The 26,378-nt window shown below is 63.7% G+C and carries 27 protein-coding genes and 2 other RNA genes; 17 read left to right on the top strand and 12 right to left on the bottom strand.

Annotated elements, in window-relative coordinates:
- The first annotated feature begins 152 nt into the window (after window positions 1-152).
- Window positions 153-1,055 (top strand): NAD-dependent epimerase/dehydratase family protein, encoded by a 903-nt coding sequence (locus tag RQH86_RS20705; protein WP_311239016.1) that lies wholly within the window; start codon window positions 153-155, stop codon window positions 1,053-1,055.
- A gap of 89 nt (window positions 1,056-1,144) precedes the next feature.
- Here the strand turns inward: RQH86_RS20705 and RQH86_RS20700 are convergent.
- From RQH86_RS20700 to RQH86_RS20665, 8 genes are all read right to left on the bottom strand, one after another.
- Window positions 1,145-1,220: non-coding RNA, sX9 sRNA (locus RQH86_RS20700), on the bottom strand.
- Between the two features lie 119 nt (window positions 1,221-1,339).
- Window positions 1,340-1,825 (bottom strand): Mpo1-like protein, encoded by a 486-nt coding sequence (locus RQH86_RS20695; protein WP_311239015.1) that lies wholly within the window; start codon window positions 1,823-1,825, stop codon window positions 1,340-1,342.
- Between the two features lie 109 nt (window positions 1,826-1,934).
- Window positions 1,935-3,530, bottom strand: a complete 1,596-nt coding sequence (locus RQH86_RS20690; protein WP_055853261.1) for a M4 family metallopeptidase — start codon at window positions 3,528-3,530, stop codon at window positions 1,935-1,937.
- Between the two features lie 449 nt (window positions 3,531-3,979).
- Window positions 3,980-5,716, bottom strand: a complete 1,737-nt coding sequence (locus RQH86_RS20685; RefSeq protein ID WP_115552764.1) for a peptidoglycan-binding protein — start codon at window positions 5,714-5,716, stop codon at window positions 3,980-3,982.
- A gap of 119 nt (window positions 5,717-5,835) precedes the next feature.
- Entirely contained in the window at window positions 5,836-6,231 is a 396-nt protein-coding gene (locus RQH86_RS20680; RefSeq protein ID WP_311239014.1) for a hypothetical protein, read from the bottom strand.
- Between the two features lie 315 nt (window positions 6,232-6,546).
- The gene (locus RQH86_RS20675) at window positions 6,547-7,047 is read right to left on the bottom strand and encodes a hypothetical protein (RefSeq protein ID WP_311239013.1); all 501 of its coding nucleotides are present in this window, start codon (window positions 7,045-7,047) and stop codon (window positions 6,547-6,549) included.
- A 414-nt stretch (window positions 7,048-7,461) separates the two neighbouring features.
- Window positions 7,462-8,127: a hypothetical protein gene (locus RQH86_RS20670; protein WP_115526888.1), complete on the bottom strand. Its 666-nt coding sequence runs from the start codon at window positions 8,125-8,127 to the stop codon at window positions 7,462-7,464.
- Between the two features lie 193 nt (window positions 8,128-8,320).
- A complete protein-coding gene (locus RQH86_RS20665) occupies window positions 8,321-9,247 on the bottom strand; it encodes a phosphoribosylaminoimidazolesuccinocarboxamide synthase (RefSeq protein ID WP_311239012.1) in 927 nt (308 codons plus the stop codon).
- A gap of 207 nt (window positions 9,248-9,454) precedes the next feature.
- On the opposite strand from RQH86_RS20665, the gene RQH86_RS20660 reads away from it, so the two are divergent.
- The gene (locus RQH86_RS20660) at window positions 9,455-9,784 is read left to right on the top strand and encodes a DnaJ domain-containing protein (RefSeq protein ID WP_055853254.1); all 330 of its coding nucleotides are present in this window, start codon (window positions 9,455-9,457) and stop codon (window positions 9,782-9,784) included.
- 119 nt (window positions 9,785-9,903) lie between these two features.
- On the opposite strand, the gene RQH86_RS20655 is transcribed toward RQH86_RS20660, so the two are convergent.
- Window positions 9,904-10,743, bottom strand: a complete 840-nt coding sequence (locus tag RQH86_RS20655; protein ID WP_311239011.1) for an outer membrane beta-barrel protein — start codon at window positions 10,741-10,743, stop codon at window positions 9,904-9,906.
- 129 nt (window positions 10,744-10,872) lie between these two features.
- On the opposite strand from RQH86_RS20655, the gene rpe reads away from it, so the two are divergent.
- Both rpe and RQH86_RS20645 read left to right on the top strand, forming a co-directional pair.
- Entirely contained in the window at window positions 10,873-11,544 is a 672-nt protein-coding gene (gene rpe, locus RQH86_RS20650) for a ribulose-phosphate 3-epimerase (protein WP_104614356.1), read from the top strand.
- On the top strand, window positions 11,541-12,032 hold the full coding sequence (locus RQH86_RS20645) for a GNAT family N-acetyltransferase (RefSeq protein WP_055853250.1): 492 nt from the start codon (window positions 11,541-11,543) through the stop codon (window positions 12,030-12,032). The genes rpe and RQH86_RS20645 overlap by 4 nt, the downstream gene beginning before the upstream one ends.
- 4 nt (window positions 12,033-12,036) lie before the next feature.
- On the opposite strand, the gene RQH86_RS20640 is transcribed toward RQH86_RS20645, so the two are convergent.
- Window positions 12,037-12,109: non-coding RNA, sX9 sRNA (locus RQH86_RS20640), on the bottom strand.
- 288 nt (window positions 12,110-12,397) lie between these two features.
- On the opposite strand from RQH86_RS20640, the gene yegS reads away from it, so the two are divergent.
- The 9 genes from yegS (at window position 12,398) to RQH86_RS20595 (ending at window position 21,511) form a co-directional block, all read left to right on the top strand.
- Window positions 12,398-13,327: a lipid kinase YegS gene (gene yegS, locus RQH86_RS20635; protein WP_055853249.1), complete on the top strand. Its 930-nt coding sequence runs from the start codon at window positions 12,398-12,400 to the stop codon at window positions 13,325-13,327.
- A 619-nt stretch (window positions 13,328-13,946) separates the two neighbouring features.
- Window positions 13,947-15,422 (top strand): anthranilate synthase component I, encoded by a 1,476-nt coding sequence (gene trpE, locus RQH86_RS20630; RefSeq protein WP_055853247.1) that lies wholly within the window; start codon window positions 13,947-13,949, stop codon window positions 15,420-15,422.
- Window positions 15,422-16,507 (top strand): aminotransferase class I/II-fold pyridoxal phosphate-dependent enzyme, encoded by a 1,086-nt coding sequence (locus RQH86_RS20625; RefSeq protein ID WP_311239010.1) that lies wholly within the window; start codon window positions 15,422-15,424, stop codon window positions 16,505-16,507. The genes trpE and RQH86_RS20625 overlap by 1 nt, the downstream gene beginning before the upstream one ends.
- Before the next feature lie 13 nt (window positions 16,508-16,520).
- Window positions 16,521-17,276 (top strand): SIMPL domain-containing protein, encoded by a 756-nt coding sequence (locus tag RQH86_RS20620; protein ID WP_311239037.1) that lies wholly within the window; start codon window positions 16,521-16,523, stop codon window positions 17,274-17,276.
- Window positions 17,277-17,286: 10 nt separating this feature from the next.
- Window positions 17,287-17,865, top strand: coding sequence for an aminodeoxychorismate/anthranilate synthase component II (locus tag RQH86_RS20615; RefSeq protein WP_311239009.1), 579 nt, complete (start codon window positions 17,287-17,289; stop codon window positions 17,863-17,865).
- A gap of 202 nt (window positions 17,866-18,067) precedes the next feature.
- A complete protein-coding gene (locus tag RQH86_RS20610; RefSeq protein WP_311239008.1) occupies window positions 18,068-18,700 on the top strand; it encodes a flavin reductase family protein in 633 nt (210 codons plus the stop codon).
- 125 nt (window positions 18,701-18,825) lie between these two features.
- Window positions 18,826-19,863: an anthranilate phosphoribosyltransferase gene (gene trpD / locus RQH86_RS20605; RefSeq protein WP_115552772.1), complete on the top strand. Its 1,038-nt coding sequence runs from the start codon at window positions 18,826-18,828 to the stop codon at window positions 19,861-19,863.
- Between the two features lie 141 nt (window positions 19,864-20,004).
- Entirely contained in the window at window positions 20,005-20,802 is a 798-nt protein-coding gene (gene trpC, locus RQH86_RS20600; RefSeq protein WP_311239007.1) for an indole-3-glycerol phosphate synthase TrpC, read from the top strand.
- Window positions 20,795-21,511 carry a haloacid dehalogenase-like hydrolase gene (locus tag RQH86_RS20595; protein WP_055853237.1) on the top strand — a complete coding sequence of 239 codons (717 nt, stop codon included), beginning with the start codon at window positions 20,795-20,797 and terminating at the stop codon, window positions 21,509-21,511. The genes trpC and RQH86_RS20595 overlap by 8 nt, the downstream gene beginning before the upstream one ends.
- A gap of 315 nt (window positions 21,512-21,826) precedes the next feature.
- Here RQH86_RS20595 and crp read toward each other — a convergent pair whose 3' ends face one another.
- The gene (gene crp / locus RQH86_RS20590) at window positions 21,827-22,519 is read right to left on the bottom strand and encodes a cAMP-activated global transcriptional regulator CRP (RefSeq protein ID WP_055853235.1); all 693 of its coding nucleotides are present in this window, start codon (window positions 22,517-22,519) and stop codon (window positions 21,827-21,829) included.
- A gap of 137 nt (window positions 22,520-22,656) precedes the next feature.
- Between crp and speD the strand changes: the two genes are divergently transcribed.
- Both speD and RQH86_RS20580 read left to right on the top strand, forming a co-directional pair.
- A complete protein-coding gene (speD, locus tag RQH86_RS20585; RefSeq protein WP_005990692.1) occupies window positions 22,657-23,451 on the top strand; it encodes an adenosylmethionine decarboxylase in 795 nt (264 codons plus the stop codon).
- Window positions 23,452-23,615: 164 nt separating this feature from the next.
- Complete coding sequence (locus tag RQH86_RS20580) at window positions 23,616-23,930, top strand: multidrug efflux SMR transporter (RefSeq protein ID WP_055853233.1); 315 nt, start codon at window positions 23,616-23,618, stop codon at window positions 23,928-23,930.
- 572 nt (window positions 23,931-24,502) lie between these two features.
- On the opposite strand, the gene coq7 is transcribed toward RQH86_RS20580, so the two are convergent.
- Entirely contained in the window at window positions 24,503-25,156 is a 654-nt protein-coding gene (gene coq7 / locus RQH86_RS20575; protein ID WP_115552774.1) for a 2-polyprenyl-3-methyl-6-methoxy-1,4-benzoquinone monooxygenase, read from the bottom strand.
- A 181-nt stretch (window positions 25,157-25,337) separates the two neighbouring features.
- On the opposite strand from coq7, the gene rplM reads away from it, so the two are divergent.
- Both rplM and rpsI read left to right on the top strand, forming a co-directional pair.
- A complete protein-coding gene (rplM, locus tag RQH86_RS20570; protein WP_006451009.1) occupies window positions 25,338-25,766 on the top strand; it encodes a 50S ribosomal protein L13 in 429 nt (142 codons plus the stop codon).
- Window positions 25,767-25,768: 2 nt separating this feature from the next.
- Window positions 25,769-26,161, top strand: coding sequence for a 30S ribosomal protein S9 (gene rpsI / locus RQH86_RS20565; protein WP_055853228.1), 393 nt, complete (start codon window positions 25,769-25,771; stop codon window positions 26,159-26,161).
- The last annotated feature ends 217 nt before the right edge of the window (window positions 26,162-26,378 follow it).

The following is a 26,378-nucleotide window of genomic DNA, read 5'->3' as shown; positions in this document are numbered from 1 at the left end:
TTCGCGAGCAGGCCAGAGAGTTTAACAAAACGTTGACTGACGCCCGTGTCAACGCCGGTGCCGTGCATACGAGGACTTACCCGCCAAACGGCAGGCGCATCGGCGTGAGGGACTCGGTATGCTGCTGTCATTCATCTCCGCGTAGTTTTCCTGTGACCGCTGCCCATCCCGCTCCGTCCACCGCTGTGTCTGCGCCGCGCGCCCTGGTGTTCGGCGGCAGCGGGCAGATTGGCGAGCGCCTGTTGACCCGGCTGTTGAGCCGCGGCTGGCAGGTAACGGCATGGTCGCGGCAGCCGCGCGCGGCGCGCTCCGGGTTGATCTGGCGGCAAGGCGATCTGGCCGTGCCGGCCGCCGCGGGCGAGGCGTTCGAGGTGATCTTCAGCTGCGGACCGCTGGACCACTTCGCCCGCTGGTATGCCGAAAACCCGGTCGCCGCGCCGCGCATCGTGGCGTTCGGTTCGACCAGCGTGGAGGTCAAGGAGCATTCGATCGATGCGGCCGAGCGCGACGTGGCGCAACGGCTGGCGCATGCCGAACAGGCATTGTTTTCTGCGGCCATGGCGCGCGGCGCCACCGCCACCGTACTGCGCCCGACCCTGGTCTACGGTGCCGGACGCGACAAGACACTCACCCAGATTGCCGGCCTGGCGCAGCGCACCGGCGCCTTCGTGCTGCCCGCCAATGCCACCGGTTTGCGTCAGCCAGTGCATGTGGACGATCTGGCCAGCGCGGCGCTGGCGGTGATCGGACAAGCGGCGACCCAGCAACGCAGCTACGCGGTGGGCGGCGGCGAAGTGCTGGCCTACACGCAGATGGTGGAGCGGGTGCTGGAGGCGCTGCCACGGCCGGCGCGGCTCTATCAGGTGCCACCAAGCTTGTTCGGGTTGGCGCTGACTGCAGCGCAACGCCTGGGCCGCCTGCGTGGCATGAACGCGGCGGCGCTGCAACGCATGCGCGACGATCTGGTGTTCGACCTGGAGCCGGCACGTCGCGATTTCGGCTATGCCCCGCGCGCGTTCCGCCCGCTGGCGGAAGAACTCGGTATTGGCGAGTAAGCGATTGCGCGCGCGTCCGGTCGCGGTGTTGAGCAGCGCATAACCAGTTCGACGCGCCGACAGCGCAGTGCTCACACGTGACTAAAAGCGGCTAATAAACGTAGCGAACAGTCGTCAGGTGGGTGCGGACGGCGCACTCAGAATCGGAAGGTGCGCGTGGCACATGCTGCATCGAGCATCGAACACCGGCCGCACCCGCCTGGCGGGGAGCCCAGTCGTTTTGTTAGCCGATCCAAACGGGATGACAGCTGCGTGGCCTTGCATCTGCCGGGCCAGCGCCGGACTCAGTATCGCCAACCCAACTGCCGATACACCTTGGCCAGCACCCAGATCGGCCCGATCAGCAGATAGGTCAGATCGGTCAAAAAGCTCGGCTTGCGGCCTTCGATCTTGTGGCCGACAAATTGCGCAATCCACGCCAGCACGAACACCGACAGCGCGGTGGCGAACAATCCAGTCAGCCCAACCCGGCCTTCGATCAACCGGCACAGGCAGCCGAAGAAAAAGAAGATGCCCAGCATGCCCAACCCGAGCGGGCGCGACAGGCGGTTGTAGTACGACCACGCTGCAAACATCGACAACGCCGCCCACACGCCGCTGCTGAACCAGGTGCCGCCCACCGGAATGCACCACAGCAGCCCCACCACCGACCACAGGATTGCCGGCACGGCCACCACGTGGATCAGCTGATTGGTGTCGTTGCGGTGATCATCGGAATAGCTGGCGAAATAGCGCTCGATCGGTCGCGCGGTCGCGGTGCGTTCGGTCATGTTCCCTCCCAGGAATGACTCCAAGCATACGCGTGCGAACGGCCGCAGTGGCGCTCTGCCGGCAACCGGGCCCCACCACGCCCCAATGGCGTGGGAGGCCCGGACTGCATCAGTTGACCGACACCGCACTCCAGGCGGCTGCAACCGCGCGGTACTGCGTGGAGGTGCCGCCATACAGATCGGTGGCTGCGCTCAACGTCGCCCGACGGGCTGCCGCGTAATTGGTGGAGGACGTCATGTAGACGGTGAGTGCGCGATACCAGATACGGCTGGCCGCGGCCCGGCCGATCGCCGTCAATGCGGTATTACCGTTGCAGACCAGCCCGGCCGGGGTCACGTTGTAGCTGGTGCCCGCACCGAAACCACTCGGCACTACCGCGCCTTCGGCCAACAAGTAGTAGAAGTGGTTGGCCACACCGGAGCTGTAATGCACGTTGAGCGAGCCGATGCCGCTGCGGTAGCAGTCCGGCGAATCGCCATCCAGGCTCGGCTTGAACATGTAGCGCAACGCCAGCGTCCCGCTGCTGTTGCCGGGGATGATTTTTTCGCCGATCAGGTAATTCCCCGGCTCGGCCGGATTGTTGGCGTAGTACTCCACCATGCTGCCCATGATGTCGGAGGTGGCCTCGTTCAATCCGCCCGATTCGCCGGAATACACCAGCCGTGCCGAGCGGCTGGTCACGCCGTGCGTCATCTCGTGGCCTGCCACATCCACCGACACCAGCGGTGTCAGGCTGCTGCCGTCGCCATCGCCGAAAGTCATGCAGAAGCAGTCGTCCGACCAGAATGCATTGTTGTAGCGGCTTCCGTAATGCACGCGGCTGCGCGCGCCTTTGCCGTCGTTGGCGATCCCGGTACGCGCGTGGGTGTTCTTGAAGTAATCCCAGGTCAGCGCCACGCCGAAGTGCGCGTCGGCAGCCACCGTGACTGCATCGCTGGTGGCGCCGTTGCCCCAGGTATTGTCGGCATCGGTGATCAAGGTGCCGTTGCCGGAGGTGGCATTGCGCAGGTTGTAAGTGGCACCGCCACCGCGGCTCAGATCGGTCAGCTCATACCCGCTGCTGCATCGCGTGGTCGACAGCGCCACGCTGCCCGCATACAGCGAGCGCCCGGTGCCGGCCGCGCTGGTGCCGCCTGCGCATGCGGTATGCACCGTATCCCAGGATTCGAGGATGCGTTGATCGGCCGCATCGACGATGTAATGCATTTCGGTCGGCGTCTGATCGGGTTTGATACCGCTATAGATCACCTCATACACCAATCGCGGTGCGCCTTGGCGCGCGTACAGCGCAAGGCTGGCGCGTGGCGCGGCAGCCTGCGGCACATCGAACTGCGCGCCAGCCACGCGCAATGCGGTGGCTGCATCGATGCCCGGCAGCAGGCTGGGACGTAGGTTGGTGTCCATGGTTTGACTCAACTGCCGCATCACCCCGCGCCGCGAATGCACCACCACATCGCCGCCGATGACCGGCAAGCCCTGATAGGTACGATCGAAGCGCACATGCTCGGTGCCATCGGCATCGACGATGCTGTCGCGTGCGATAAAGGTATCGGCCGGCGCACGATTGGCCAGCGCTGCGGCGTTGTTCCCCAGCAGGGACTGCGCACGCGATACCGCCGCAGTGGTGGATAAATCAGCAGCCGTAGCGACAGCAGAAAACGATAGCGCGCAGCAGATTGCCGCGCCCAGTACATGGAATTGCATGACGACTCTCTCCAGAAAACGTGCAATGCAAAGACCGGCGGCACCCCCCGACAGCCGGTCGCCGATGGCACCTCGGGTGCCGGCAGCTACGCTTGCACAGTCCCGAACTGGACAGTAGTAAAAATTACGGATGTATCGCGTTCTGTGCGCCCGGCCACTTTGCGCTGCGGACCGCATCGCAGAGATGTGCCTGTCCCATTGCGCGCAGAGCTCCCGCAGCCTTGCGTCCGCGCAATCTCTCTATCGTACTCAGCAGATTCCGTGGATTGATGCGCCGACATGCGGGTCGTGCGGCAGACGATCACGGTGAATGACGCGGCTGCATGAAGTCAGCAGTAAAAGGCGTGAGATCTCACTTCTACCCGACTGCATGAACCGTTGTGCAGGTAAAAGGCAGATACAAAAAAGCCGGCCATACAGGCCGGCCGGCTTTTTCGTGCGCTGCGAACTCAGCGGCCGCCGATGGCGACCTTTTGCTGCTCTTCGTGCGCCTGTTGCTGCTGCGACTGGCCAGCCAGCAACTGTGCGCTGGTCTGCTCCAACGGCGGGGCAGGCTGGTTCAGATCCACCGCCGCACGGAAGCCCGGCGTGGTCCCCATCACGAACGCCTTGCCGTCCTGCACCGTCACGCTTTGCAGTTTGTCTGCGCTGTCGATGCCGTTCTGCTTGGCCTGCAAAGTGACGTTGGCCGCGGTCTCGTTGGAGATCATGCTTGGCAGCTTGGTGCGAATCGCGTTGTGCAACGCATGGTCCGGATGCGATGCATCGTTGAGCGACGGACCCTTCGGCGCCGCAACCGGGGCGTCTGCCGCTTTGGCCGCAATCTGCGCTGCAGGCGCCGACAACGCCGTCCGCGTATCGCGGCCGACGACACCGTCCTGCTGCAGCCCATGCTGCTTCTGGAACGCCATCACCGCCTCGCGCGTGTTGTCGCCAAAGCGCCCATCCTCGGCAAGCCGATTGCCCTGCGCATCGCGTACACCAAGGCGATTGAGGTCCTGCTGTAGCTTGCCGACATCGCCGCTCTGCTCGCCGTGACGCAGCGTGCCATTGCCGGCCGGTGTGGCTGGCTGGGATTGACGAGCGCCGGACTCCTGCTGATGGCCCTGATTCCAGAACGTCTCAGGACTGGTCAGCTTGCCGTTGGCATCGCGCAGTTGGTAATGCACATGCTGTGCGTACTGGCTCTTACCATCAGGGCCGCGTCCACCCATCGTGCCGATGGCATCGCCCGCGGACAGTGTCTGACCTTCTTTTACCTTGAGTGCGTCCAGGTGCAGGATCTCGTGCGAGTTACCCTGTGCATCGCGAATCTTGACGGTGCCGTAGTTGCCGCCTGCGAAGGTGACGGTCCCGGAGATCGGCGCATGCACGGTCGGATGCTGCAAATTGCGGCCTGTCTGACCACCCTGGTAGTTGAAGTCGGTGCCGCCGTGCGGCCCGTGGCTACCGCGGTGCTCTCCATAATGACCAGTGATATGCGGATCGGTACGGCCTTGACCAGGCAGCATGCGTTCCATCGTTTGCTGAAAATTGCTGCGAGCGTCATGGCTGGGTTCGGCCTGGTGCATCGCTGGTGCCGGTGCCGGCCGGTCCACGGTGTTGCCCTGGGTCTGGGCAAGACGCTGTTCGACAAACTGGGTGTAGTTGTCCAAATGAGGGGCAATCTCGCGCCGCGACAGCGCAAGGCCACCATAATCCTTGCTAGGGCCATCGTGGTGATATTTGTAGATGTAATCCTCGCCCTGGCCGCGGCTGCGCGCAAGGTCGCGGTTATCGACAAAATGTTGCACCAACGCCTGCGACTGCGTTTGCACGTCGAAGCGGTTGGACGCGTTGACCCCGTAGTGCGCGCCAGTGCGGTCAATGAACTGACCCAGGCCCGAGGCAGACGTCGTGCCCGCAGCGGCATCGGGATTGAAGCCTGATTCAACGCGGGCGATGGCAAGAACGTAAGCGGTCTCGCGCGCGGAAAGCCCGGCATCCCGCGAGGAATCGATCAGGCTGTCGATCACTCTGGATTGGGTCTGTGGACTGGCATCGCCCCAGCGCCGGGACTCGCCGTGCAGCCGGCCATCGGTGCTATCGATGGGCTCGCGATAATGGCTCCAGGCTTTGATTCTGTCGCTGCTGTATCCAGCGCCGCGGGGCTGGACCATGTCGGTGTAGATCGTATCGTCGGTCATGATGTGCGTTCCTTTCTATGAGACAGATTCTTCCGTGTCGGGGGTGTTGCTCCATGTACTGCGTACTTCATTCGCCATGCACCAAATCCGTGACGGTGCATGCGCATCTCTTGTTCCAGTCAAGACTGGAACGGCAATAGCTCGGGGTGCTTCAACCCCAGCTGTTCAAGCATGTGTTCGTAGTCGTCGTTGTTCGGGCTCTGTTGGCCGTCCTGCTCGAGAAGCGGCGGGGTCGCGTGATTGAGCAGTTTCCCTGTGGCGTCGTAGAGGAAGAACCACTCGCAGAATTCGCAACCATAGGGCAGCTCGCCATACTGGACGACAGCGTAGGCGGTCCCCTTGCCATCTTCCGCACAGCCAATCCCGACGGGCGTGTACTCCGCCATCTCGGCAGGTGCCGGCAAGGTCTGGCGTTGGCCCTCGCGCTCCATGTCCACCCGCGTCCTGGTGGAAGTTGCGTCTTGTGAAGGCAGTGCGGTCAATTGCAGACGCATGCCGCGGCATTCCTTGATCATGTCGTTTTGTCCTGGTCGGACCGCTTCCGCTGAAACAGCAGGTTGGGGAGTGGGCGCCGCCGCCGCCGGCGCGCTTGGGGCACTCGTTGCGGACATCGGTTTGTCGCCGCAGGCGGACAAGCACAGCGTCGCAGCGAGCACAGGTAACAGAAACGTGTCACGTCGCATTGGTTGGCCTCCTTGGAGGTCTCATCAAAGTATCTCGCCCCTATGCCCAATCCATCGGAACGCCTGCCGGCGGCTTACGTAGCGTCGAAAGTCGCGTCAACGCGTCCGTCTGTAACGTCCGCCGCGTGGGTTCTACCGGCTGCCGAGTTACAGCGACTGGTCGTCCACCTTGACCAACGTCCAACACGGACGCTGAGCGAAATGGTAGACCTGCTGGTCGCCGGTGTTCGGTGTGCGGACCAGTACCTGGCGACCGCCAGCGTCCTCGGAGACGGCGACTTCGCGGCCGCCGTTGCGGACAGCGTCCAGGTTGGGGATGACCGGCCACTCGACCTTGGCAAGCGGGACCTCGCGCGTCACCGGTGCCGGCTCGGGCTGCGCCTCCGGGTCTAGCTGGACCATGGTGAGCGGATCGGCGGTAGCCTTCTCCTGCACAGCGATCTCTGCACTGAAGCGCTTCAAGAACGCGGAGAAGTCGGTATCCGGGCAGCTCGCTGCCGGTGCCGGTGCCGGCGCGGTGGCTGCGACGGTGGTCGCGGGCGTGGCGGCTGTCGGCGAGCCTGAGGCTGCCGGCGGCGCCTGTGCGGAGCAGGCCGCAAGCGCCAAGCTCAATACCAGAGCGGTCAGGTTAGTACGGTAACTAGCCAATGGGATCCTCCTGATCGTGTCGGGGCAGCGTGCGCGCGACGGGAGTCTATCGGCGGCCCGGTTGTAGTGTGTGAAGATTCTGCAGTCGGAGCGTCGGCGCTAGTGAAGAGGCTGCGCAACGCCGCGAGCACGCAGCCGTGGTTTCGAGGGATGCGGCCGTTCCGATATGGCACACAGGCTCCGCTGATCGAATCAGTGTGTCACCGGGACATCTGTCGGCGCACATGCGCATTGCGCTCCTCTCAGCATCCCCGATGTGCCCAACGTAACTTAGAGCGGCTGAAAGAACTCCTGTGCTTATCGCCAGGCGAGCGTGGCCGGTGCTCAGTGCAGCGTGTACCACGCGCATATTCCGGTTTTGAGCGCGGCGTCCACACCCGCCTGACGACGACTCTCTACGTTTTATAAACCGCCCTAAATCCCGTTAGAAAAAACGTCCAGCGCATCTGCATCGACCCAGCCCTGTGCACAGTCGCCCACATAGCGGCCCTGCGCAGCGGCCTGCGCAGCGGGCCGACAGGCCGCGCCGCCAGTTGGCTTCAAACGTTTGATCGGCCTGTCGCCATACGTTTCACACAGCGTCGCGTTCTTGCACGCAGCGACACTGCTCGCCGGGATTGCGATCACGTAGTAATAGCGCGGATTCTGCCCGGTGCGGGCGATGCCCTGGACGCAGACGAGTTGACCTTGCGTCAGGCGGGCAGTGGTAGTTGCGGTGCTGCCTGTGGCTGGCACGGTATCAAGTATGTCTGCGCCCGTTGCACGTGCGACGCCTGCGAAGAATCCTGTGTCACCGCACTCCGGTAGCAGCTCCACATCGTAAAAATCGCCTGCATCGATATTGCCTGCCGTGCAGCCTGTGCCGGAGAGTGGATTGGCACACGTCACGCCACTGGCCTTGATCACCGCTGCGAATGGCTGACCGACAGCAGTAACCGCTGCAGGTGCTGCAGGAAAGACGCGTGCTGCGGCCTGCGTAGCAATCGGCTCGCCAGCGCTGCATGCCATCGCTGCGAACAACAGCGCAGGCAGCACGACTCGAGACAATGGCGCGAGGCGATTAGTTGAAGAACGCGACATCGTCAAAACCTGGCTGCTGGGTGTGAAAACTGCTGAAACAGTTCGCTGGGAGAAGTCTCGCACATCATCAAATGCGCGCATTGCCCTGTTTCAGGCGCGCATTATCGATCGACGCGTTACCGGCATCTCCAGTGCCGACACCGATGATCGGCGACCGCAAAAAAAAAAGCCCCGCACTCGGGGCTTCAAGCCATCAATCAACCGAAATATTGGCCAGCCGCTGCAGCGCTTCGGCGTATTTGGCGCGTGTGCGGTCGATGACGTCGGTCGGCAGGCTCGGGCCCGGTGCGGTCTTGCCCCAGTCCAGCGTCTCCAGATAATCGCGCACAAACTGCTTGTCGTAGCTTGGCGGGCTGGTGCCCACTTCGTACTGATCGGCCGGCCAGTAGCGCGAAGAATCCGGGGTCAGCATCTCGTCCATGATGTACAGGCGGCCATCGGCGTCGGTGCCGAATTCGAACTTGGTGTCGGCCAGCAAAATGCCGCGTTCGGCGGCAAAATCCGCGGCAAAGCGGTAGATGCGCAAGGTGGCATCGCGGACGCGTTCGGCCAGTTCGGCGCCGACGGTCTTGACCATCGCATCGAAGTCGATGTTTTCGTCATGGTCGCCCACGGCGGCCTTGGTCGACGGGGTAAAGATCGGCTCGGGCAGTTTCTCGGCCTGGCGCAGGCCGTCGGGCAATTCGATGCCGCTGACCTTGCCGGTGCGCTGATAGTCCTTCCAGCCGCTGCCGATCAGATAGCCGCGCGCGATCGCTTCCACCGGCACCGGCTTGAGCTTGCGTGTGACCACCGCACGTTTGGCGTACAGCGCCGGGTCCACGCCCTCGGGCAGCACCTGCTCCACCGCGATGTTGACCAGGTGGTTGGGCATCAGGTGTTCGGTCTTGTGGAACCAGAAATTGGAGACCTGGCACAGCATCTCGCCCTTGCCGGGAATCGGGTCCGGCAACACCACATCGAACGCGGACAGGCGGTCGGTGGCCACCATCAATAGATAGTCGCCGGGCGGCGCGTTGGCGGGCAGGCGGTCGCGGGGAATATCGAAGACATCGCGGACCTTGCCACGATGACGCAACGGCAGGCCGGGCAGATCGGATTGCAACAGCGTGGTCGACACAGGCACTCCTAAGGACGTCGCTATGACGCTGTCCCCGGGACCCGGCGGGCCCGCGGGTGGGCAGCGGGCCGCGTAGTGTACGGCGCTTCGGCGCGCCCCGCTGGATTTATTGGCGGCTGCCGTGCACCGGTTGTGGACGGCCCGTCAGCCAGGCCGGGCGGGCGTTCGGGTAAGATCGCCAGCCCGCCTTGCCACCCCCGATTGCTCATGTCCTGGTACGGAAAATTGCTCGGCGCATTGGCCGGCGCCTTGCTGTTCCGCGGCGCGCCATTCGTGGGGCTGATGATCGGCCTGGCCATCGGGCACGCGGTGGATGCCGGCTGGTTCAAGCGGCGCGCGGAAAACCCGTACGAAGCCCTGGGACTGGAGCCGGACGCGACCACGGCCGAGATCGATCTGGCCTATCGCCGGCTGATGTCGCGCTATCACCCGGACAAGGTGATCAACGCTGAGCCGGAGGCGCGCCGCCAGGCAGAGAAAAAAGCCAGTCAGATCAACGCCGCGTACGACCGGATCCAGCGGCTGCGCAAGCGCTGAGTGGCAGAGGTGAACGCATTGCGCGTTCAACAGGTCGTAGCAAGCAGGGCCGCTGCCCATCCCAAATAGAAACAGCGCCACCCAGGCCTAGCCCAGGTGGCGCTGCCTTCAGCCCTGTATCAGAAGCGATACGTTGCCGTCAGCCGCACTGCATTGGTCGAAAAGTCGGTGTCGGTGCGACGCAGGTCGGTACCGGCCGGATTGACCCGCAGGAACGGGTTGGTGGCAGGCGCGGTGCCTGGCCCGACGCGCACGCGGGTGTCTTCGTCCTGCAGGCGGGTGAACAGATATTCCACGCCCACCGAGACATGGTCGCTCAAACGACGCTGTAGGCCCACGCCAGCCTGATAGCCGTCCGCGCTGTCGCCGCCGCTGCCGGTGAAGCTGTTGGCGGTGTTGCTGCTGGCAAAGCTGTGGTCGAACTCGCCGCGCGCCACGCCGGCGGTGAAGTACGCCAGGTAATCGCCCTGCGCGCCGAATGCATAGCCGATCCGGCCGCGCAGCGCGGCGGTGCGGTTGAGCTGGCGGGTGAAGGTGTACAGCGCAGGCGTGGTGCTGAAGGCGCTGACGCTGTCGCGGATGTCGTTGCGGGTGTACTCGGCCACCACGCCGTAGACCCAGTTGGCGGCCTGCCAGTCGTAGCCCAGCCGCGCACCGTATTCGGCGCCGCCCTTGTCCTTGCTGCAGCCGCTGGCCGGCGTGCGCCCGGCCGCCGCGCCGCCGCAGAAGCCCGGCGAGAACGCATCGGCGCCGGTGGCGGTGCTGACCTGATCGCCGTCGCGGCCATCCAGGTTGGTATCGAAGCCGAAACGGCCGCCGGACACGCCGGCAGGATCGGCACCGCCCACATTGGCGCCAATGGAGAAGCCGGACCAGTCGGCCGGGCCGGTTTGCGCCCAGGCGGACGGAGCGAGGGCCAGCAACACGATGGCGGCGGAGGCGAGCGGGGTGGTTTTCATGGAGTCTCCTCAAATCGGGCGCATTGCGCCAGTCAAGTGCATACGCAGTTGGGCCCGCCACGGATGCACGCCTTTCCTCGTCGGGCAGGGGTTGCGACAATGGGGTTTCCGTCTTCCTACGAGCTGCCCATGCAATCGACGGCGATCGCCCCGTCCATCCTGTCCGCCGATTTCGCCCGTCTTGGCGAAGAAGTGAACAACGTCCTCAAGGCTGGCGCCGACTGGGTGCACTTCGACGTGATGGACAACCATTACGTGCCCAATCTGACCATCGGCCCGATGGTGTGCCAGGCGCTGCGCAAGCACGGCATCACCGCGCCGATCGACGTGCACCTGATGGTCGAGCCGGTGGATCGCATCGTGCCGGACTTCGCCGAGGCTGGCGCCACCACCATCAGCTTCCATCCCGAAGCCAGCCGCCACGTGCACCGCACCATCCAGCTGATCAAATCGCACGGCTGCCAGGCCGGGCTGGTGCTCAATCCGGCCACCCCGGTGGATATTCTCGACTGGGTGCTGCCGGAGCTGGACTTGGTGCTGGTGATGTCGGTCAACCCCGGCTTCGGCGGGCAGGCATTTATTCCGTCGGCACTGGATAAATTGCGTGCCATCCGCAGCAAGATCGACGCGCTGGGCAAGCCGATCCGCCTGGAAATCGATGGCGGGGTCAAGGCCGACAATATCGGCGCGATTGCCGCCGCCGGCGCCGATACCTTCGTGGCCGGCTCGGCGATCTTCAATGCGCCCGACTATGCCGATGTGATCGCGCAGATGCGCGCAGCGGTGGATGCGGTGCGATGAGTGCGACCACGCTGCAGATTCGCAGCGCCACGCCCGATGACGTGCCGCTGCTGCATGCGTTGATCACCGCACTGGCGGTGTACGAGCGCGAGCCCGATGCGGTCAAGGCCAGCCCCGACGATCTGCGTGCCAGCCTGTTCGCCGAGGGCGCCACCGCACATGCGCTGATCTGCGAGCACGATGGCCAGGCACTGGGATTTGCGGTGTATTTTTTCAATTACTCGACCTGGCTGGGCCGCAACGGCCTGTATCTGGAAGACCTGTTCGTGCGCCCGGAAGCGCGCGGCAAGGGCGCCGGTCTGGCGCTGCTGCGGCATCTGGCGCAGCTGGCGGTGCAGCGTGGCTGCGGGCGCTTCGAATGGTCGGTGCTGGACTGGAATCAACCGGCAATCGACTTCTACCAAGCCGTCGGCGCCCGCCCGATGGACGGCTGGACGGTATACCGGCTCGATGGCGAGCGCCTAGCCGCATTTGCCGCAGGCGGTTAAGAGCGGCTGACAGATCGTCGCGAGCAGTCGACAGCTGGATGTGGACGGCGCAGTCAGAGCCGGAGTGTGCGCTTGGTCGGTGCCGTTCCGCGCAATGCCACGTCCGCCTGACGCTGAGCGCAGTCGTCTTGCTTAGCCGCTCCAAGCCCGGCATCGCACACAAAAGGAAGGCCGCTCCACCCGGAGCGGCCTTCAAGAAAATTGGAGGCTGATCCTGCCTCCGCCCGTCGTCCCTGCTATGGACTTCTACTCTCCGGGTCATCGATGACATGCCAATGACAGCCCGGTGGCATTACGTATTCACGATCTACCCAGTGGCGCGCTGCTAGCCTGCGTGCACCACTCTCACAGCATCGGCAGCGCGCATGGCCCCGTCCCACTGGCGTCTGATCCTCAACGGCAAGTCCACCGATAATCTGGACCTGCGTGAGGCGGTTGGGGAGTTGCGCAAACGCGGCGTCCGGCTCGAGGTACGCGTTACCTGGGAAGAGGGCGACGCCGAGCGCTATGTCGCCGAAGCGGTCGCCGATGGCGTGCACACGGTGGTGGCGGCCGGCGGCGATGGCACCTTGAGCGAGGTGGCCGCCGCGCTCGCGCACCACGACGGCGATGCCGCCAGCCTGCCATCGCTGGGCTTGGTCCCGTTGGGTACCGCCAATGATTTCGCCACGGCCGCCAACATCCCGATCGAGCCGCTCGATGCGCTGAGCCTGATTGCCGAGCGCCCCGCCCAAGCGATCGATCTGCTGCGCCTGGACACCCCACACGGCCCCCACTGGTGCGCGAATGTCGCCAGCGGCGGCTTCGGCACCCAGGTCACCGTGGAAACCGACGACGGCCTCAAAAAAATGCTCGGTGGCCTGGCCTACCTGATCACCGGCATGTCGCGGCTGGGCCGGATCGACCCAATCAGTGCCCGCTTTTCAGGTCCGGATTTCAGCTGGGAAGGCGAGTTCATCGCACTCGGTCTGGGCAACGGCCGCCAGGCCGGCGGTGGCCAGGCGCTGTGCCCGGAAGCGGTGATCGACGATGGCCTGCTCGACGTCACCATCGTGCCCGCGCTCAATGGCGAGGTCGCCGCCACGCTCGGCACCCTGGTCACCAGCGGCAAGCAGGCGGCGTTGGAACGCGTCGCCGTCCGCGCGCGCCTGCCATGGCTGGAAATCGTCTCGCATCAACCGCTCACGTTGAACCTGGATGGCGAACCGGAAACCTCGCTGCATTTCCATATCGACTGCGTCCCGGCGCGGCTGCGGATGCATTTGCCGGTGGATTGCCCGTTGCTGAGCGCGTGAGCGCGGTGATTGGGGAGTCGGGATTGGGAAGTCGAACGCAGGATTTGGAAAACCTGATCCTGCAGTGCGCACCGCTCAAAGCCCCTCTCCCCCCGGGAGAGGGGTTGGGGTGAGGGTCCCTGCGCCGGCACCGATGCCGACACTAGAGGCACCTCGCCCTGCGACGGCTCAGGGCAGTGGCTGCCAACAGCGCAACAGGCGCGCAACGACCTGCAGTGCGCGCCGCTCAGAGCCCCTCTCCCCCCGGGAGAGGGGTTGGGGTGAGGGTCCCTGCGCCAACACCGATGCCGACACCAGAGGTACCTTGCCCTGCGACGGCTAAGGGCAGTGGCTGCCAACAGTGCAACAGGCGCGCAACGACAGGCTCGCGTTGCCCGGAACGAGATACCAGTCCGAGTTGACAGACTCTGCCCGATAACACCCAAACCAACACAAAGCGCCTTCGCAATTCGCACCGCATTCGCCCGCGCACCTGCTGCCCTGAAGCGGCACTTGCGCTACAGTAGCCACGTGTGCCGCCTGACGACCCCACGCTCCTTCTCTTCCGCTCGCCGCTGGTGGCGATGGTGGCCCGTTGCCGTCGTCCGCCCCGCCACAGAGTCCCGGAAGGAAAGTCGTCTTGATCACTGCAGAGCAGTTCCAGCGCCAAGCCGCTGAAGGTCACACCCGTATCCCCGTTGTCCGCGAAGTGCTGTCCGACCTGGACACGCCGCTCTCGGTCTATCTGAAGCTCGCCGACGGCGCCTACACCTATCTGTTCGAATCGGTCGAAGGCGGTGAGCGCTTCGGTCGCTATTCCATCATCGGCCTGCCGGCGCGGCGCGTGTACAGCTTCCGCGGCCACACGCTGGAAGTCAGCGAACACGGCGAAGTCATCGACACCCGCGACGTCGCCGACCCCTTGGCCGAAGTCGACGCGCTGCGTGCCGAGCATTCGGTGCCGCAACTCGATGGCCTGCCCGGCTTCACCGGCGGGCTGGTGGGTTGGTTCGGCTTCGAATGCATCCAGTACATCGAGCCGCGCCTGGGCAGCGGCGACAAGCCCGACGAACTGGGCACGCCCGACATTCTGCTGATGCTCTCCGAAGAGCTGGCGGTGTTCGACAATCTCAAGGGCCGGCTGTATCTGATCGTGCATGCCGACCCGCGTCAGCCACAGGCGTATGTGCGCGCAAACCGCCGCCTGGACGAGCTGGCGCATCGCCTGCGTCAGGGCGGCGCCGGGTATCCGCAGGCGCAGATCTCCGATGCCATCGACGAATCGGATTTCCATTCCTCGTTCACCCGCGAGGAGTACCACGCAGTGGTGCGCAAGGCGCAGGAATACGTGCGCGCCGGCGATATCTTCCAGGTGGTGCCATCGCAGCGGTTGCGTGTGCCGTTCCGTGCGCGCCCGGTGGATGTGTATCGCGCGCTGCGTGCGCTCAATCCCTCGCCGTACATGTATTTTCTGGATGTCGGCGGCACCCAAGTCGTCGGCTCGTCGCCAGAAATCCTGGCGCGGCTGCGCGATGGCGTGGTCACCGTGCGCCCGATCGCCGGCACCCGCCCGCGTGGCGCAACGCCGGAGCTGGACAAGGCGCTGGAAGAAGAATTGCTGGCCGACCCGAAAGAGCGCGCCGAGCACGTGATGCTGATCGACCTGGGTCGCAACGATGTCGGTCGCGTTGCCGAACCGGGCACGGTCAAGGTGGGCGAGCAGTTCGTCATCGAACGCTATAGCCACGTCATGCATATCGTCAGCGAGGTCACCGGCACGCTCAAGGCCGGCCTCAATTACAGCGACGTGCTGCGCGCCACGTTCCCCGCAGGTACCGTCAGCGGCGCGCCGAAAATTCGCGCGCTGGAAATCATTCGCGAGCTGGAGCCGGTCAAGCGCAACGTCTACTCCGGTGCAGTCGGCTACATCGGCTGGCACGGCGATGCCGATACCGCCATCGCCATCCGCACCGCGGTCATCCAGGACGGCTATTTGTATGTGCAGGCCGGCGGCGGCGTGGTCTACGACTCCGACCCCGACCTGGAATGGCAGGAGACGATGAACAAGGGGCGCGCGCTGTTTCGCGCCGTCGCCCAGGCCGCAAAGGGGCTGTGATGGACCGGCAGGGCAGTGCGCCGCGCATCAGTTTTCGCAACGATTACAGCGAGGGCGCGCATCCACGCGTCTTGCAGGCGTTGGCGCGGGCCAGTGCTGAGCAGAACGGCGGCTATGGCACCGATCGGCATAGCGAACGTGCTGCGGCATTGATTCGCAACGCCATCGCGCAACCGCAGGCCGCCGTGCAGTTGCTGGTAGGCGGCACGCAGACCAACCTGATTGCGATCAGTGCGTTCTTGCGCCCGCATCAGGCAGTGATTGCGGTCGAAGCGGGGCATATCGCCACGCACGAAACCGGCGCCATCGAAGCGACCGGGCATAAGGTGCTCACGGTGCCGGCGCTGCACGACAAGCTGACACCGGCATTGATCGCGCCAGTGCTGGAGGTGCACAGCAACGAGCACATGGTGCAGCCGCGGCTGGTCTACATTTCCAATAGCACCGAAAGCGGCACCATCTATACGCGCGCCGAACTCGATGCACTGTCGCGCTTTTGTCGCGCACACGATCTGTTGCTGTATCTCGACGGCGCGCGGCTAGGTGCGGCACTCACCGCCAACGGCAACGATCTGGATCTGCCGACGATTGCCGCGCTCACCGATGCGTTCTATATCGGCGGCACCAAGAACGGTGCGCTGCTCGGCGAAGCCTTGGTCGTGATCCATCCTGCCTTGCAGGCCGATCTGCGCTATCTGATCAAACAACGCGGCGCGTTACTTGCCAAGGGCATGGTGCTCGGCGCGCAGTTCGCCACCTTGTTCGAAGATGGCTTGTTCTTCGCACTCGCCGCGCATGCCAACGCGATGGCGCAGCGCCTGCGCGCCGGCCTGCTGGCAGCGGGTGCGGAATTCACCAGCGACTCGCCAACCAATCAGCAGTTCATCGCCGTCACCGCGCAGCAGGCCGAGCAGATCGCGCAGCGCTACGACTTCGAACGCTGGGAAACGCGCGACGATGGGCGGCTGGTCATTCGCTTCGTGACCTCATGGGCGACCACGACCGATGCAGTCGATCGGTTGTGTGCGGATGTTGCTGTGCTTCTGCCACTTCCGGTGCAGCTGCCTTACCACTCTCAAGGATGAAACGATGAGAACGATGAAGCGAGTGACTAGTTGGATTTTCGCAAGCCTTCTCGCCCTGCCGTTGGTGGCGGCCGCCCAGATCAATACGCTACCGTCGCAACCACACCTACTGGTGAAGGGAGAGGCCAAGCGCGAGGTGATGCCCGATCGGTTCTCGCTGAGCGTCAACCTGCGCGCGGTCGATTTGCAGCCGGAAGCTGCCAGAAAGCGTGTCCAGGCATCGGCAGAGCACATCTTGACCGCGCTGAAGAGGCATCACGTGCTTAAGGACAGCATCGAAGCCTCATCGCTGCAGATCCAGCCTACCTATAAATACTCGCAGCAAGGCGAGCGTGATTTCGAGGGAACTGAGGTCAAGCGCGGTATCGGTGGCAGCTTTCAGTCGCTGGAGGATGTTCGCCAATTCCTGAGCGAAATAAAAACCAGTAGCGAGATGGAACTGTCTGGTATCAAGACCTCTTACAGCAAGGAAGATCAGCTGCGAGCGCAACTCAAGCGCCAAGCTGCCGAACAATCGCGTGCCTCTGCCGCCGAACTCGCGAAGGCGTATGGAGTCAGTCTTCGTGGCCTTTATACGATTTCCGATGTCGCGCCGAAATTTTCCTATGGAGTCGAAGCTGGCGATTGGCCGGTCCAGGTATCGCTAGTGTCCGGGCCGCCGTTGCCTCCAGCACCAGCTGCCGACGCTGGAGCTACCGTTGATTCGCTGGAGGCGGGTTCGCTCACGATTTCCGAAAACATCTATGCGGTCTTCCTGATCGCGCAATGAGTCCCTTGCCATGCTGCTGATGCTCGACAACTACGACAGCTTCACCTACAACCTCGTGCAGTACCTGCAGGCACTGGGCGCCGAGGTCACGGTGGTGCGCAACGATGCGATGAGCGTCGATCAGATCGCCGCGCTCAAGCCCGAGCGCATCGTGATCTCACCCGGCCCGTGCACGCCCAACGAGGCCGGTATCTCGTTGCAATTGATTGAGCAGCTTGGCCAGACCACGCCCATCCTTGGTGTGTGCCTGGGTCACCAGAGCATCGGCCAGGTGTATGGCGGCGATGTGATCCGCGCCGGCAACATCATGCATGGCAAGACCTCGCCGATCCGCCACGAGGGCAGGGGTGTGTTCGCCGGCCTGCCAGACAGTTACCAGGCCACGCGCTATCACTCGCTGGTGGTGGACAAGACCACCCTGCCGGATGCGCTGGAAGTCACCGCCTGGACCGAGAATCCGGATGGCTCGGTGGAAGAGATCATGGGCCTGCGCCACCGTCATTTCCCGGTGGAAGGCGTGCAATTCCATCCCGAGTCGATCCTGACCCAGCACGGTCATGCCCTGCTGAAAAACTTTCTGGAGCGGTGATCGCGATGGGCGCTACACCTGTTGCCGCTGGCGGTGCAGCTTGTCCGGGCAGCGAGACATCCGCGTGGCACTCCCGCGCCGGCACGCTTGCCTACGGCGCACTACGCAGTGGGTTGCTGACGGCTTCGCTGCCGCACACAGATAGCGAAGCCGGCGCTGAGCAAGGCCTGCACGCTGCGCAATTCGCCAAGGTCGCTTCACGATGAGCACGTCCAACGACAGCATGCATTTCTACGAACCGGCGCACGGCCACGGGCTGCCACACGACCCGTTCAATGCCATCGTCGGCCCGCGTCCGATCGGCTGGATCGGCTCGCGCAGCGCCGAGGGCATCGCCAATCTGGCGCCGTATAGCTTCTTCAACGCCTTCAACTACACCCCGCCGATCGTCGGCTTTGCCAGCATCGGCCGCAAGGACAGCTTGCGCAATATCGAAGCGACCGGTCAGTTCACCTGGAATCTGGCCACGCGCCCGCTCGCCGAAGCAATGAACGCGAGCGCGGCGATGGTGCCGTCGGACGTCGACGAGTTCGCGCTTGCCGGCTTGCAAATGGCGCCGTCGCGTTTGATCGATGCGCCGCGTGTGGCGGCAAGCCCGGTCAGTTTCGAATGTCGGTTGAGTCAACTGGTGCAGCTGCAAAGTGCAAGCGGTCAGGCCGTAGAAACCTGGCTGGTGCTTGGCGAAGTGGTGGGCGTGCATCTTGCGCACGCCGCGCTCGATAACGGCGTCTACGACCCGGCCAAGGTGCAGACCATTTTGCGTGCCGGTGGCCCGGTCGATTATTTCGAAGTGCAGCCGCAGGCGCGCTTCCAGATGCGTCGGCCCGGCCAATGACCGACTGACCGCATCGATTCGGTCCTGCGCACCTGGCTGCCTGTAGCAGCCCTGCGCAGCGATTCCTGCGCGACACACTGCAGGCCCTGCTTGCAGCCGTTTTCCTTCTGTCTATGGCCGTTCCCATGCCCATCACGCCCCAAGAAGCCCTGCAGCGCACCATCGAACATCGCGAAATCTTCCATGACGAAATGGTCGAATTGATGCGGCAGATCATGCGCGGCGAAGTCTCCGACATGATGGTCGCCGCCATCCTCACCGGGCTGCGGGTCAAGAAGGAAACCATCGGCGAGATTGCCGGCGCCGCTACCGTCATGCGCGAGTTCTCGCGCCGCGTAGAGGTGAGCGATCGCCAGCACATGGTCGACATCGTCGGCACCGGCGGCGATGGGTCGCATACGTTCAACATCTCTACCTGCGCAATGTTCGTGGCCGCCGCCGGCGGTGCCAGGGTGGCCAAGCACGGCAACCGCAGCGTTTCATCCAAATCCGGCAGCGCCGATGCGTTGGAAGCGCTGGGTGCAGTGATCGAATTGCAGCCCGAGCAGGTCGCCGCATCGCTGGCGCAGACCGGCATCGGTTTCATGTATGCGCCGGTGCATCACCCGGCCATGAAGGTGGTGGCGCCGGTGCGTCGCGAAATGGGCGTGCGCACCATCTTCAATATCCTGGGCCCGCTGACCAATCCGGCCGGTTCGCCCAACATCCTGATGGGCGTGTTCCATCCGGATCTGGTCGGCATCCAGGCGCGCGTGTTGCAAGAGTTGGGCGCCGAACGCGCCTTGGTGGTGTGGGGGCGCGACGGCATGGACGAACTCTCGCTCGGTGCCGGCACCCTGGTTGGCGAACTGCGCGACGGCCAGGTGCGCGAATACGAAGTGCATCCGGAAGATTTCGGCATTGCCATGTCGGCCAGCCGCAACCTCAAGGTGGCCGATGCCGCCGAGTCGCGCGCGATGCTGCTGCAGGTGCTGGAGAACGTGCCCGGCCCGGCGCTGGATATCGTTGCGCTCAACGCTGGCGCTGCGCTGTACGTCGCCGGCGTTGCCGACAGCATCGCCGAAGGCATCGTGCGCGCCCGCGCCGTGCTGGCCGATGGCTCGGCGCGCGCCAAATTGGACGCGTATGTCGCCTTTACGCGCCAGGTCGGCGCATCGCACTGACCATGCCTGGCGCTGCAACGCTTCGGCAATCATGCGGCGGCATCTTCACCCTTCCGCAGGCATGCTGCACAGGTTGGCGTGCAGCCGCGGCCCATTGCGGCCGTCTTGACCGATAATGCCCGCCCGCCAGGACCCGATACGATGAGCGATATCCTCAACACCATCCTTGCCCGCAAGGCCGACGAAGTCGCCGAGCGCAGTGCGCGCGTGCCGCTGGCCGAGCTGATCGCGCGCAGCGCAGACCTGCCGCTCACGCGCGGTTTCGCCGCGGCCATGCAGGCCAGCATTGCTGCCGGCGACCCGGCCGTGATCGCCGAAGTGAAGAAGGCCAGCCCATCCAAGGGCGTGATTCGCCCCGATTTCCACCCCGCCGACATCGCGGTCAGCTATGAATTTGGCGGCGCCAGTTGCCTGTCGGTGCTGACCGACGTGGATTTCTTCCAGGGCGCCGATGCCTACCTGCGCCAGGCGCGCGACGCCTGCACGCTGCCGGTCTTGCGCAAGGATTTCACCGTCGACCCCTATCAGGTCTACGAAGCGCGCGTGTTGGGCGCCGACTGCATTCTGTTGATCGTCTCGGCGCTGGAAGACGCGCAGCTGGTCGATCTGTCCGGATTGGCGATGCAGCTGGGCCTGGACGTGCTGGTGGAAGTGCACGACATCGACGAGCTCGAGCGCGCGGTGCAGGTGCCGGTGCCGCTGATCGGCATCAACAATCGCAATCTGCGCACTTTCGAGGTGTCGCTGCAGACCACGCTGGACATGCGCGCCGCGGTGCCGCGCGACCGCATCCTGGTCACCGAAAGCGGCATCGTCACCCATGCCGATGTCCAGCTGATGCGCGGCCATGGTGTGAACGCGTTTCTGGTCGGCGAGACCTTCATGCGCGCGCCCGAACCCGGCGAGTCGCTGCGTCAGCTATTCTTCGCGCATGACTGAGTCGTTTCCCGCACCGCGCGACGATGCGCCGTTGGTGGTCTTCGACTTCGACCACACCTTGTACGACGGCGACTCCGGCAGCCATCTGTTTGCCTGGTTGATCAAGCGCAATCCGTTACGTCTGCTGGTCGCGGTATTGGCCTCGCCGATTCTCGGACCCATGGTGGCGATGCTGCCCACCCGCCGCCGCGGGGTGTCCGGCTACGTCTGGATCGCCACGTTCGGCCTGCACCGTACGCGCGAGTTCAATCGCTTCATCGATGCCTACGTGCTCAAGCATGAAGCGCAGATCCGGCAGCGTCTGCTTCCGCATGCATTGAAAGTCTTCACCGACCACCGTGCCGCCGGCGATCGCGTGGTGGTCGCCACCGGCGCGCCGCCCGAGCTTGCGCGCGCGATTCTCGGTTTCGTCGCCCATCAGGACGTGCCGGTCATCGGCAGCCTGGTCGGGCCGCGGCTGGGCGCGGTCACTGCGCGGCGTCACTGCCACAACGAAGAAAAGATGCGCATGCTGCGCGAACGCGGCTACGCAGACATCGCCATCGCGTATTCGGACAGCACCGCAGATTTGCCGTTGTTGAAGGCTGCACGCGCGCCGGTGGTGGTCAATCCCAAGGCCAATCGCGAAGACCTGTTCCGTCAGGTGCTGCCCGCCGGTACGCCGATCCTCAACTGGGGTTGCCGCGACCGTGGTGGCAAGGCGCTCTGAGACAGGCGCAAGCCTCTATGTGGCGGATTGTGTGCAACTGACAAAGACATCGCCCAGTCCGGCTACCGGCCGCCCGCTTCGCAAATGGGTAGGCGGCACGCGATGAGGTTGCTGCAATCAACGGATCGTCAGGACTGTGATGCAGTCGCGATGCAGACCGTGCGGTCTGATCTGTTGAAAATACTCGTATAAGAGGTATCGCGCAAAACTGCAGTGTTACGGCGCGCCAAGCGAGCCCAAGAACACAGCAACATTGCCTAAATTCTGCCGTCTCGGCATGCAGCCAGTGCGCTGGGCACTGGCTGCATCGTGCGCTTAGCGCGTGCCGTACAGCACGACAGTCTTGCCGCGTGCATGCAGCAGACCATCGGCCTGCAGCTTCTTGAGCACACGTCCTGCCATCTCGCGCGAGCAACCGACCAGGCGTGCCAGCTCCTGTCGCGAGACACGCAGCTGCGTGCCCTGCGGATGGCTCATCGCTTCCGGCTCCTTGGACAGATCGTGCAAGGTGCGCACGATGCGGTCGGTCACATCCAGGAACGCCAGGCGGCTGGCTTTCCTTGTGGTGTCGAGCAGTCGTTTTGAAAGCTGAACGCCCAGCGCGTAAAGGATGCGGGGGGCATCCGGCGACAAACTGGTCTGAAACAGCTGCTGCAGGCGCTCGTAGCTGATCTCCGCCAACTCGCACTGGGTGCGGGTGCGCAGGATCACCTCGCGCGTATCGGATTCGATGAACAACCCCATCTCGCCAACGAACTCGCCGTTACCGAAGTAGCCCAGCACCAACTCACGATCGTCATCTTCCTCGGCAATGATGCTTACCGAGCCGCTGATGACGTAGTAGAGGGTGCCGGCCGGGTCTCCTGGCCGGAACACATCGGTCCGGGTCGGATAGCGCCTGCGGTGGCTGTGCGCAAGAAAACGCTCAATGGTGCCTGCGTCCAGCGCCAGCGAAGGGGAAGCGTTACGTACCGTCGTAGTGACAACCGTCGTGTTTCCTGGGCTCATGGTAGTTCCGCGTGTAATTCCTGAAGCTTAACGGCATGAGTCATGCAAGGTAAACCATTCTTAACATCGGCATTTCGTTGCTGGGATCTTTGGCTCATAATTGTTTCCTTTCCCGCCTTCCATAAGGACAGACCGACGTGGTCAAGCCGTTGCCTCGCCTGAGGCTACAGGGGTTCAACAACCTCACCAAGGCGTTGAGCTTCAACATCTACGACGTCTGTTACGCGCGTACTGAAGAGGAGCGTCAGCGCTACATCGAGTACATCGATGAGCAGTACGACGCCGATCGTCTGACGCAGATCCTGACCGATGTGGCCGAGATCATTGGCGCCAACATCCTCAATATCGCACGTCAGGACTACGATCCGCAGGGCGCATCGGTAACGATCCTGATTTCCGAAGAGCCGGTGATCGACAAGAAGCAGGCCGGCAAGGAGCTCATCTCCGACGCTGTTGTTGCTCATATGGACAAGAGCCATATCACTGTGCACACATACCCGGAGACGCATCCGCAGGAAGGCATCGCCACGTTCCGCGCCGACATCGACGTTGCCACCTGTGGCGTCATCTCGCCGCTGAAGGCGCTGAACTACCTGATCGAGAGTCTGGAATCGGACATCGTGATCATGGACTACCGCGTGCGCGGCTTTACGCGTGACGTGAAGGGTAAAAAGCACTACATCGATCACAAGATCAACTCGATCCAGCACTTTCTTGCCAAGAATGTGAAGTCGCGTTACGAGATGTTCGACGTCAACGTCTATCAGGAAAATATCTTCCACACGAAGATGCACCTGAAGGATTTCGATCTCGATCAATACCTGTTCGAAGAGCGTGCCAAGAACCTGTCGTTCAAGGAGCGCATGAAGATCGAAACGCTGCTCAAGCGCGAGATCGAAGAGCTGTTCCACGGGCGCAACCTGAGCGAGTAATCGCAAAGAACGACCGCTTGCGCGCCTGTTCGCAGGTGCGACAAAGACTCAAGGCGGGACGGCCCGCCACGCGATGACCTCGCGTTCCACAGCCGACGGCGGCCCAGTGTGCAGACACTGGGTCGCTTTTTTTTTGTCCGTTTTTTCTGTTGAGGAGTACTGCAATGCCCTGGATTTATCTCGTACTGGCCGGCCTGTTCGAAATCGGCTTCGCTCTGGGCCTGAAATACAGCGACGGCTTTACGCGACTGTGGCCAACCGTGCTGACGATCAGCTTGGCCGGCATCAGCCTGTGGTTTTTGACCCAGGCACTGAAGACCATTCCGGTCGGCACCGGCTACGCGATCTGGACAGGTATCGGCGCATTGGGCGTAACCATCGCCGGCATCGCCTTGTTTGGCGACAGCGCATCGTGGTCGCGTCTGGCCTGCATCGGGCTGATCGTTGCCGGTGTGATCGGCTTGAAGTTGGTCGGTTAGTCAGCCCCGCTAAGCGGGCCTGCCCCCCCCAAGGTTTGCTTCGTAAATCTTGGGCCCCGACTTTGTGGCTACCTATCCCCGCGCCCTCGGCCGTGGTCATGCCCGCTTCGCGGACCTGACGCCCAAGGTTGCTTCGCAAATCTTTGGGCCCCGACTCCGTGGCTGCCTATCCCCGCGCTTATCAGCGCGCCCCCTTAACAAAGGGGGCTTTGCCCCAGTTGGGTGCTGCGGGGCGTGCTGCGATGTTTTAGCAGGCGACGAGTCGCGTGTTGCGCTTTATGGCCTGCTTGCGCTGCGATTGCTGCTAGGGATTTCGACTCCGTCGCTGCTTCTTGCTGCTGGTTGGGCGCAGCCATGTTGTGCTGAGTGGGCACTGCTTTCGAAGTGGTTGTGTTGACGGCAGGCTGCGTTTTCGCAATCACTTTCGGCCCGCGTTGCAGTGGCGTTTCTTACTTTGCGGTGTGTGCGTCATTGCAGGCCGGAACCTGCCTGCCAACTGCCAACTGCCAACTGCCAACTGCAACCGGAAACCGGAAACCGGAAATTCCCAATCTCAATCCTAGTCCCCACTCCTAGAAGCGGTAAGCGACGGTCTTCATCAGCTTGGAGGCCAAAGCCATGGCGGTGGGGATGGGGGGCGGGAGGATGCGGGCGCCGGCTTGTTCGGCCTGGTCGGCGTGGCGGGCTTCGTCGATCTTCATCACGCGCAGGATCGCGCGGCTGCGTTGGTCGATCTCCGGCAGGGTTTCGAGATGTTCGTCCAGGTGAGCTTCTACCTGGCGCTCGGTCTCGACCACGAAGCCCAGGCTCCAGTCGTCGCCGCGCAGCCCGGCCAGGGCGCCCAGCGCGTAGCTGCCGGCATACCAGACCGGGTTGAGCAGGCTGGGGCGGCTGTCCAGTTCGTGCAGGCGATCCGCGCACCAGGACAGATGGTCGGTTTCTTCCTGCGCGGCTTCCAGCAGATGGTGCTGGGTGTGCGCGTCGCGGGCGACCGCAGCCTGGCCGAAGTACAGGCCTTGCGCGCACACTTCGCCGACATGGTTGATGCGCATCAGCCCGGCGGCATGGCGACGCTGGTGTGGTTGCAGCGCGACATCGGGGGTGTCGGCAGCGGGGTTGGGGCGCTCGGCGGGCGGGTTGCCGAAGACGGTCTCCAGCGCGCGCTGGGCTTCGACCAGCAGCCGATCGAGCGGGCTGTGCAGTCGGTTGGGGGAGGTCTGGGTCATGCGTCGATTCTGGCGCCCGGCCGATCCGCTGCCAACCGCCTTGACCCTGACGGACGCGCGACTTGCGCCGCTGCGGACTGCCGCGTACAATCCCGCCTCTTCTGTTTCGCCTTCACAACGCGTGGCAAAGTTCCAGCGGTCATCGCCGCTGCAATCCGCCCGACTACTCAAGAGCTTCCTCATGACTACGTTCACCGCCAAGTCCGAGACCGTCCAGCGCGACTGGTATCTCGTTGACGCCGCCGGCAAGACGCTTGGCCGTCTCTGCACCGAACTGGCTAGCCGCCTGCGCGGTAAGCACAAGCCGATCTATACCCCTCACGTCGATACTGGCGATTACCTCGTGGTGATCAATGCCGAAAAGATCGTGGTCACGGGCAACAAGCTGAAAGACAAGAAGTATCACCGCTTCACCGGCTACATCGGTAACTTGAAGACCGAGAGCCTGGAGCAGGCGCTGCAGCGCCACCCGGAGCGCGTGATCGAAATCGCCGTCAAGGGCATGTTGCCGAAGGGCCCCCTGGGCCGCACCATGTACCGCAAGCTCAAGGTGTATTCGGGTGCCGAGCATCCGCACGCCGCCCAGCAGCCGCAAGTTCTGGATATCTAATCATGGCTATCACGCAAAACTACGGCACTGGCCGCCGCAAGTCCTCCACCGCTCGCGTGTTCCTGCGCAAGGGTACCGGCAAGATCACTGTCAACGACCGTCCGCTGGATGAGTTCTTCGGCCGTGAGACGGCGCGCATGATCGTGCGTCAGCCGCTCGAGCTGACCAAGAACACGGAAAGCTTCGACATCCTGGTCACCGCCTCCGGCGGCGGCACCACCGGTCAGGCCGGTGCGATCCGTCTGGGCATCTCCCGTGCGCTGGTCGAGTACGACGAAACCCTGAAGTCCGAGCTGCGTAAGGCTGGCTTCATGACCCGTGACGCCCGTGAAGTCGAGCGTAAGAAGGTCGGTCTGCACAAGGCCCGTCGCGCGACCCAGTTCTCCAAGCGCTGATCCATCGCGTTTGCTGCGTCCCGGCTTGCTGGGACGACCGCTTCAAAAGCCCGGCATTGCCGGGCTTTTGTCGTTTTGCAGTGGTGCTGGCCGGAGGAATCCTTGTTGGTGTGCGCGGTAAGGCGACGGCTCTGATGGCGGCTCCCGGCGCACCGAGGTCATTGGCTGGCGCGCGGATCGGTGTTTTGGTGTGGCAGGGTCGTGAGTTGGTAACGGT

The organism is Xanthomonas sp. WCS2018Noco2-27 (assembly GCF_031843525.1).
Lineage (GTDB): Bacteria > Pseudomonadota > Gammaproteobacteria > Xanthomonadales > Xanthomonadaceae > Xanthomonas.
This window is presented reverse-complemented; position numbering and strand designations above follow the sequence as displayed.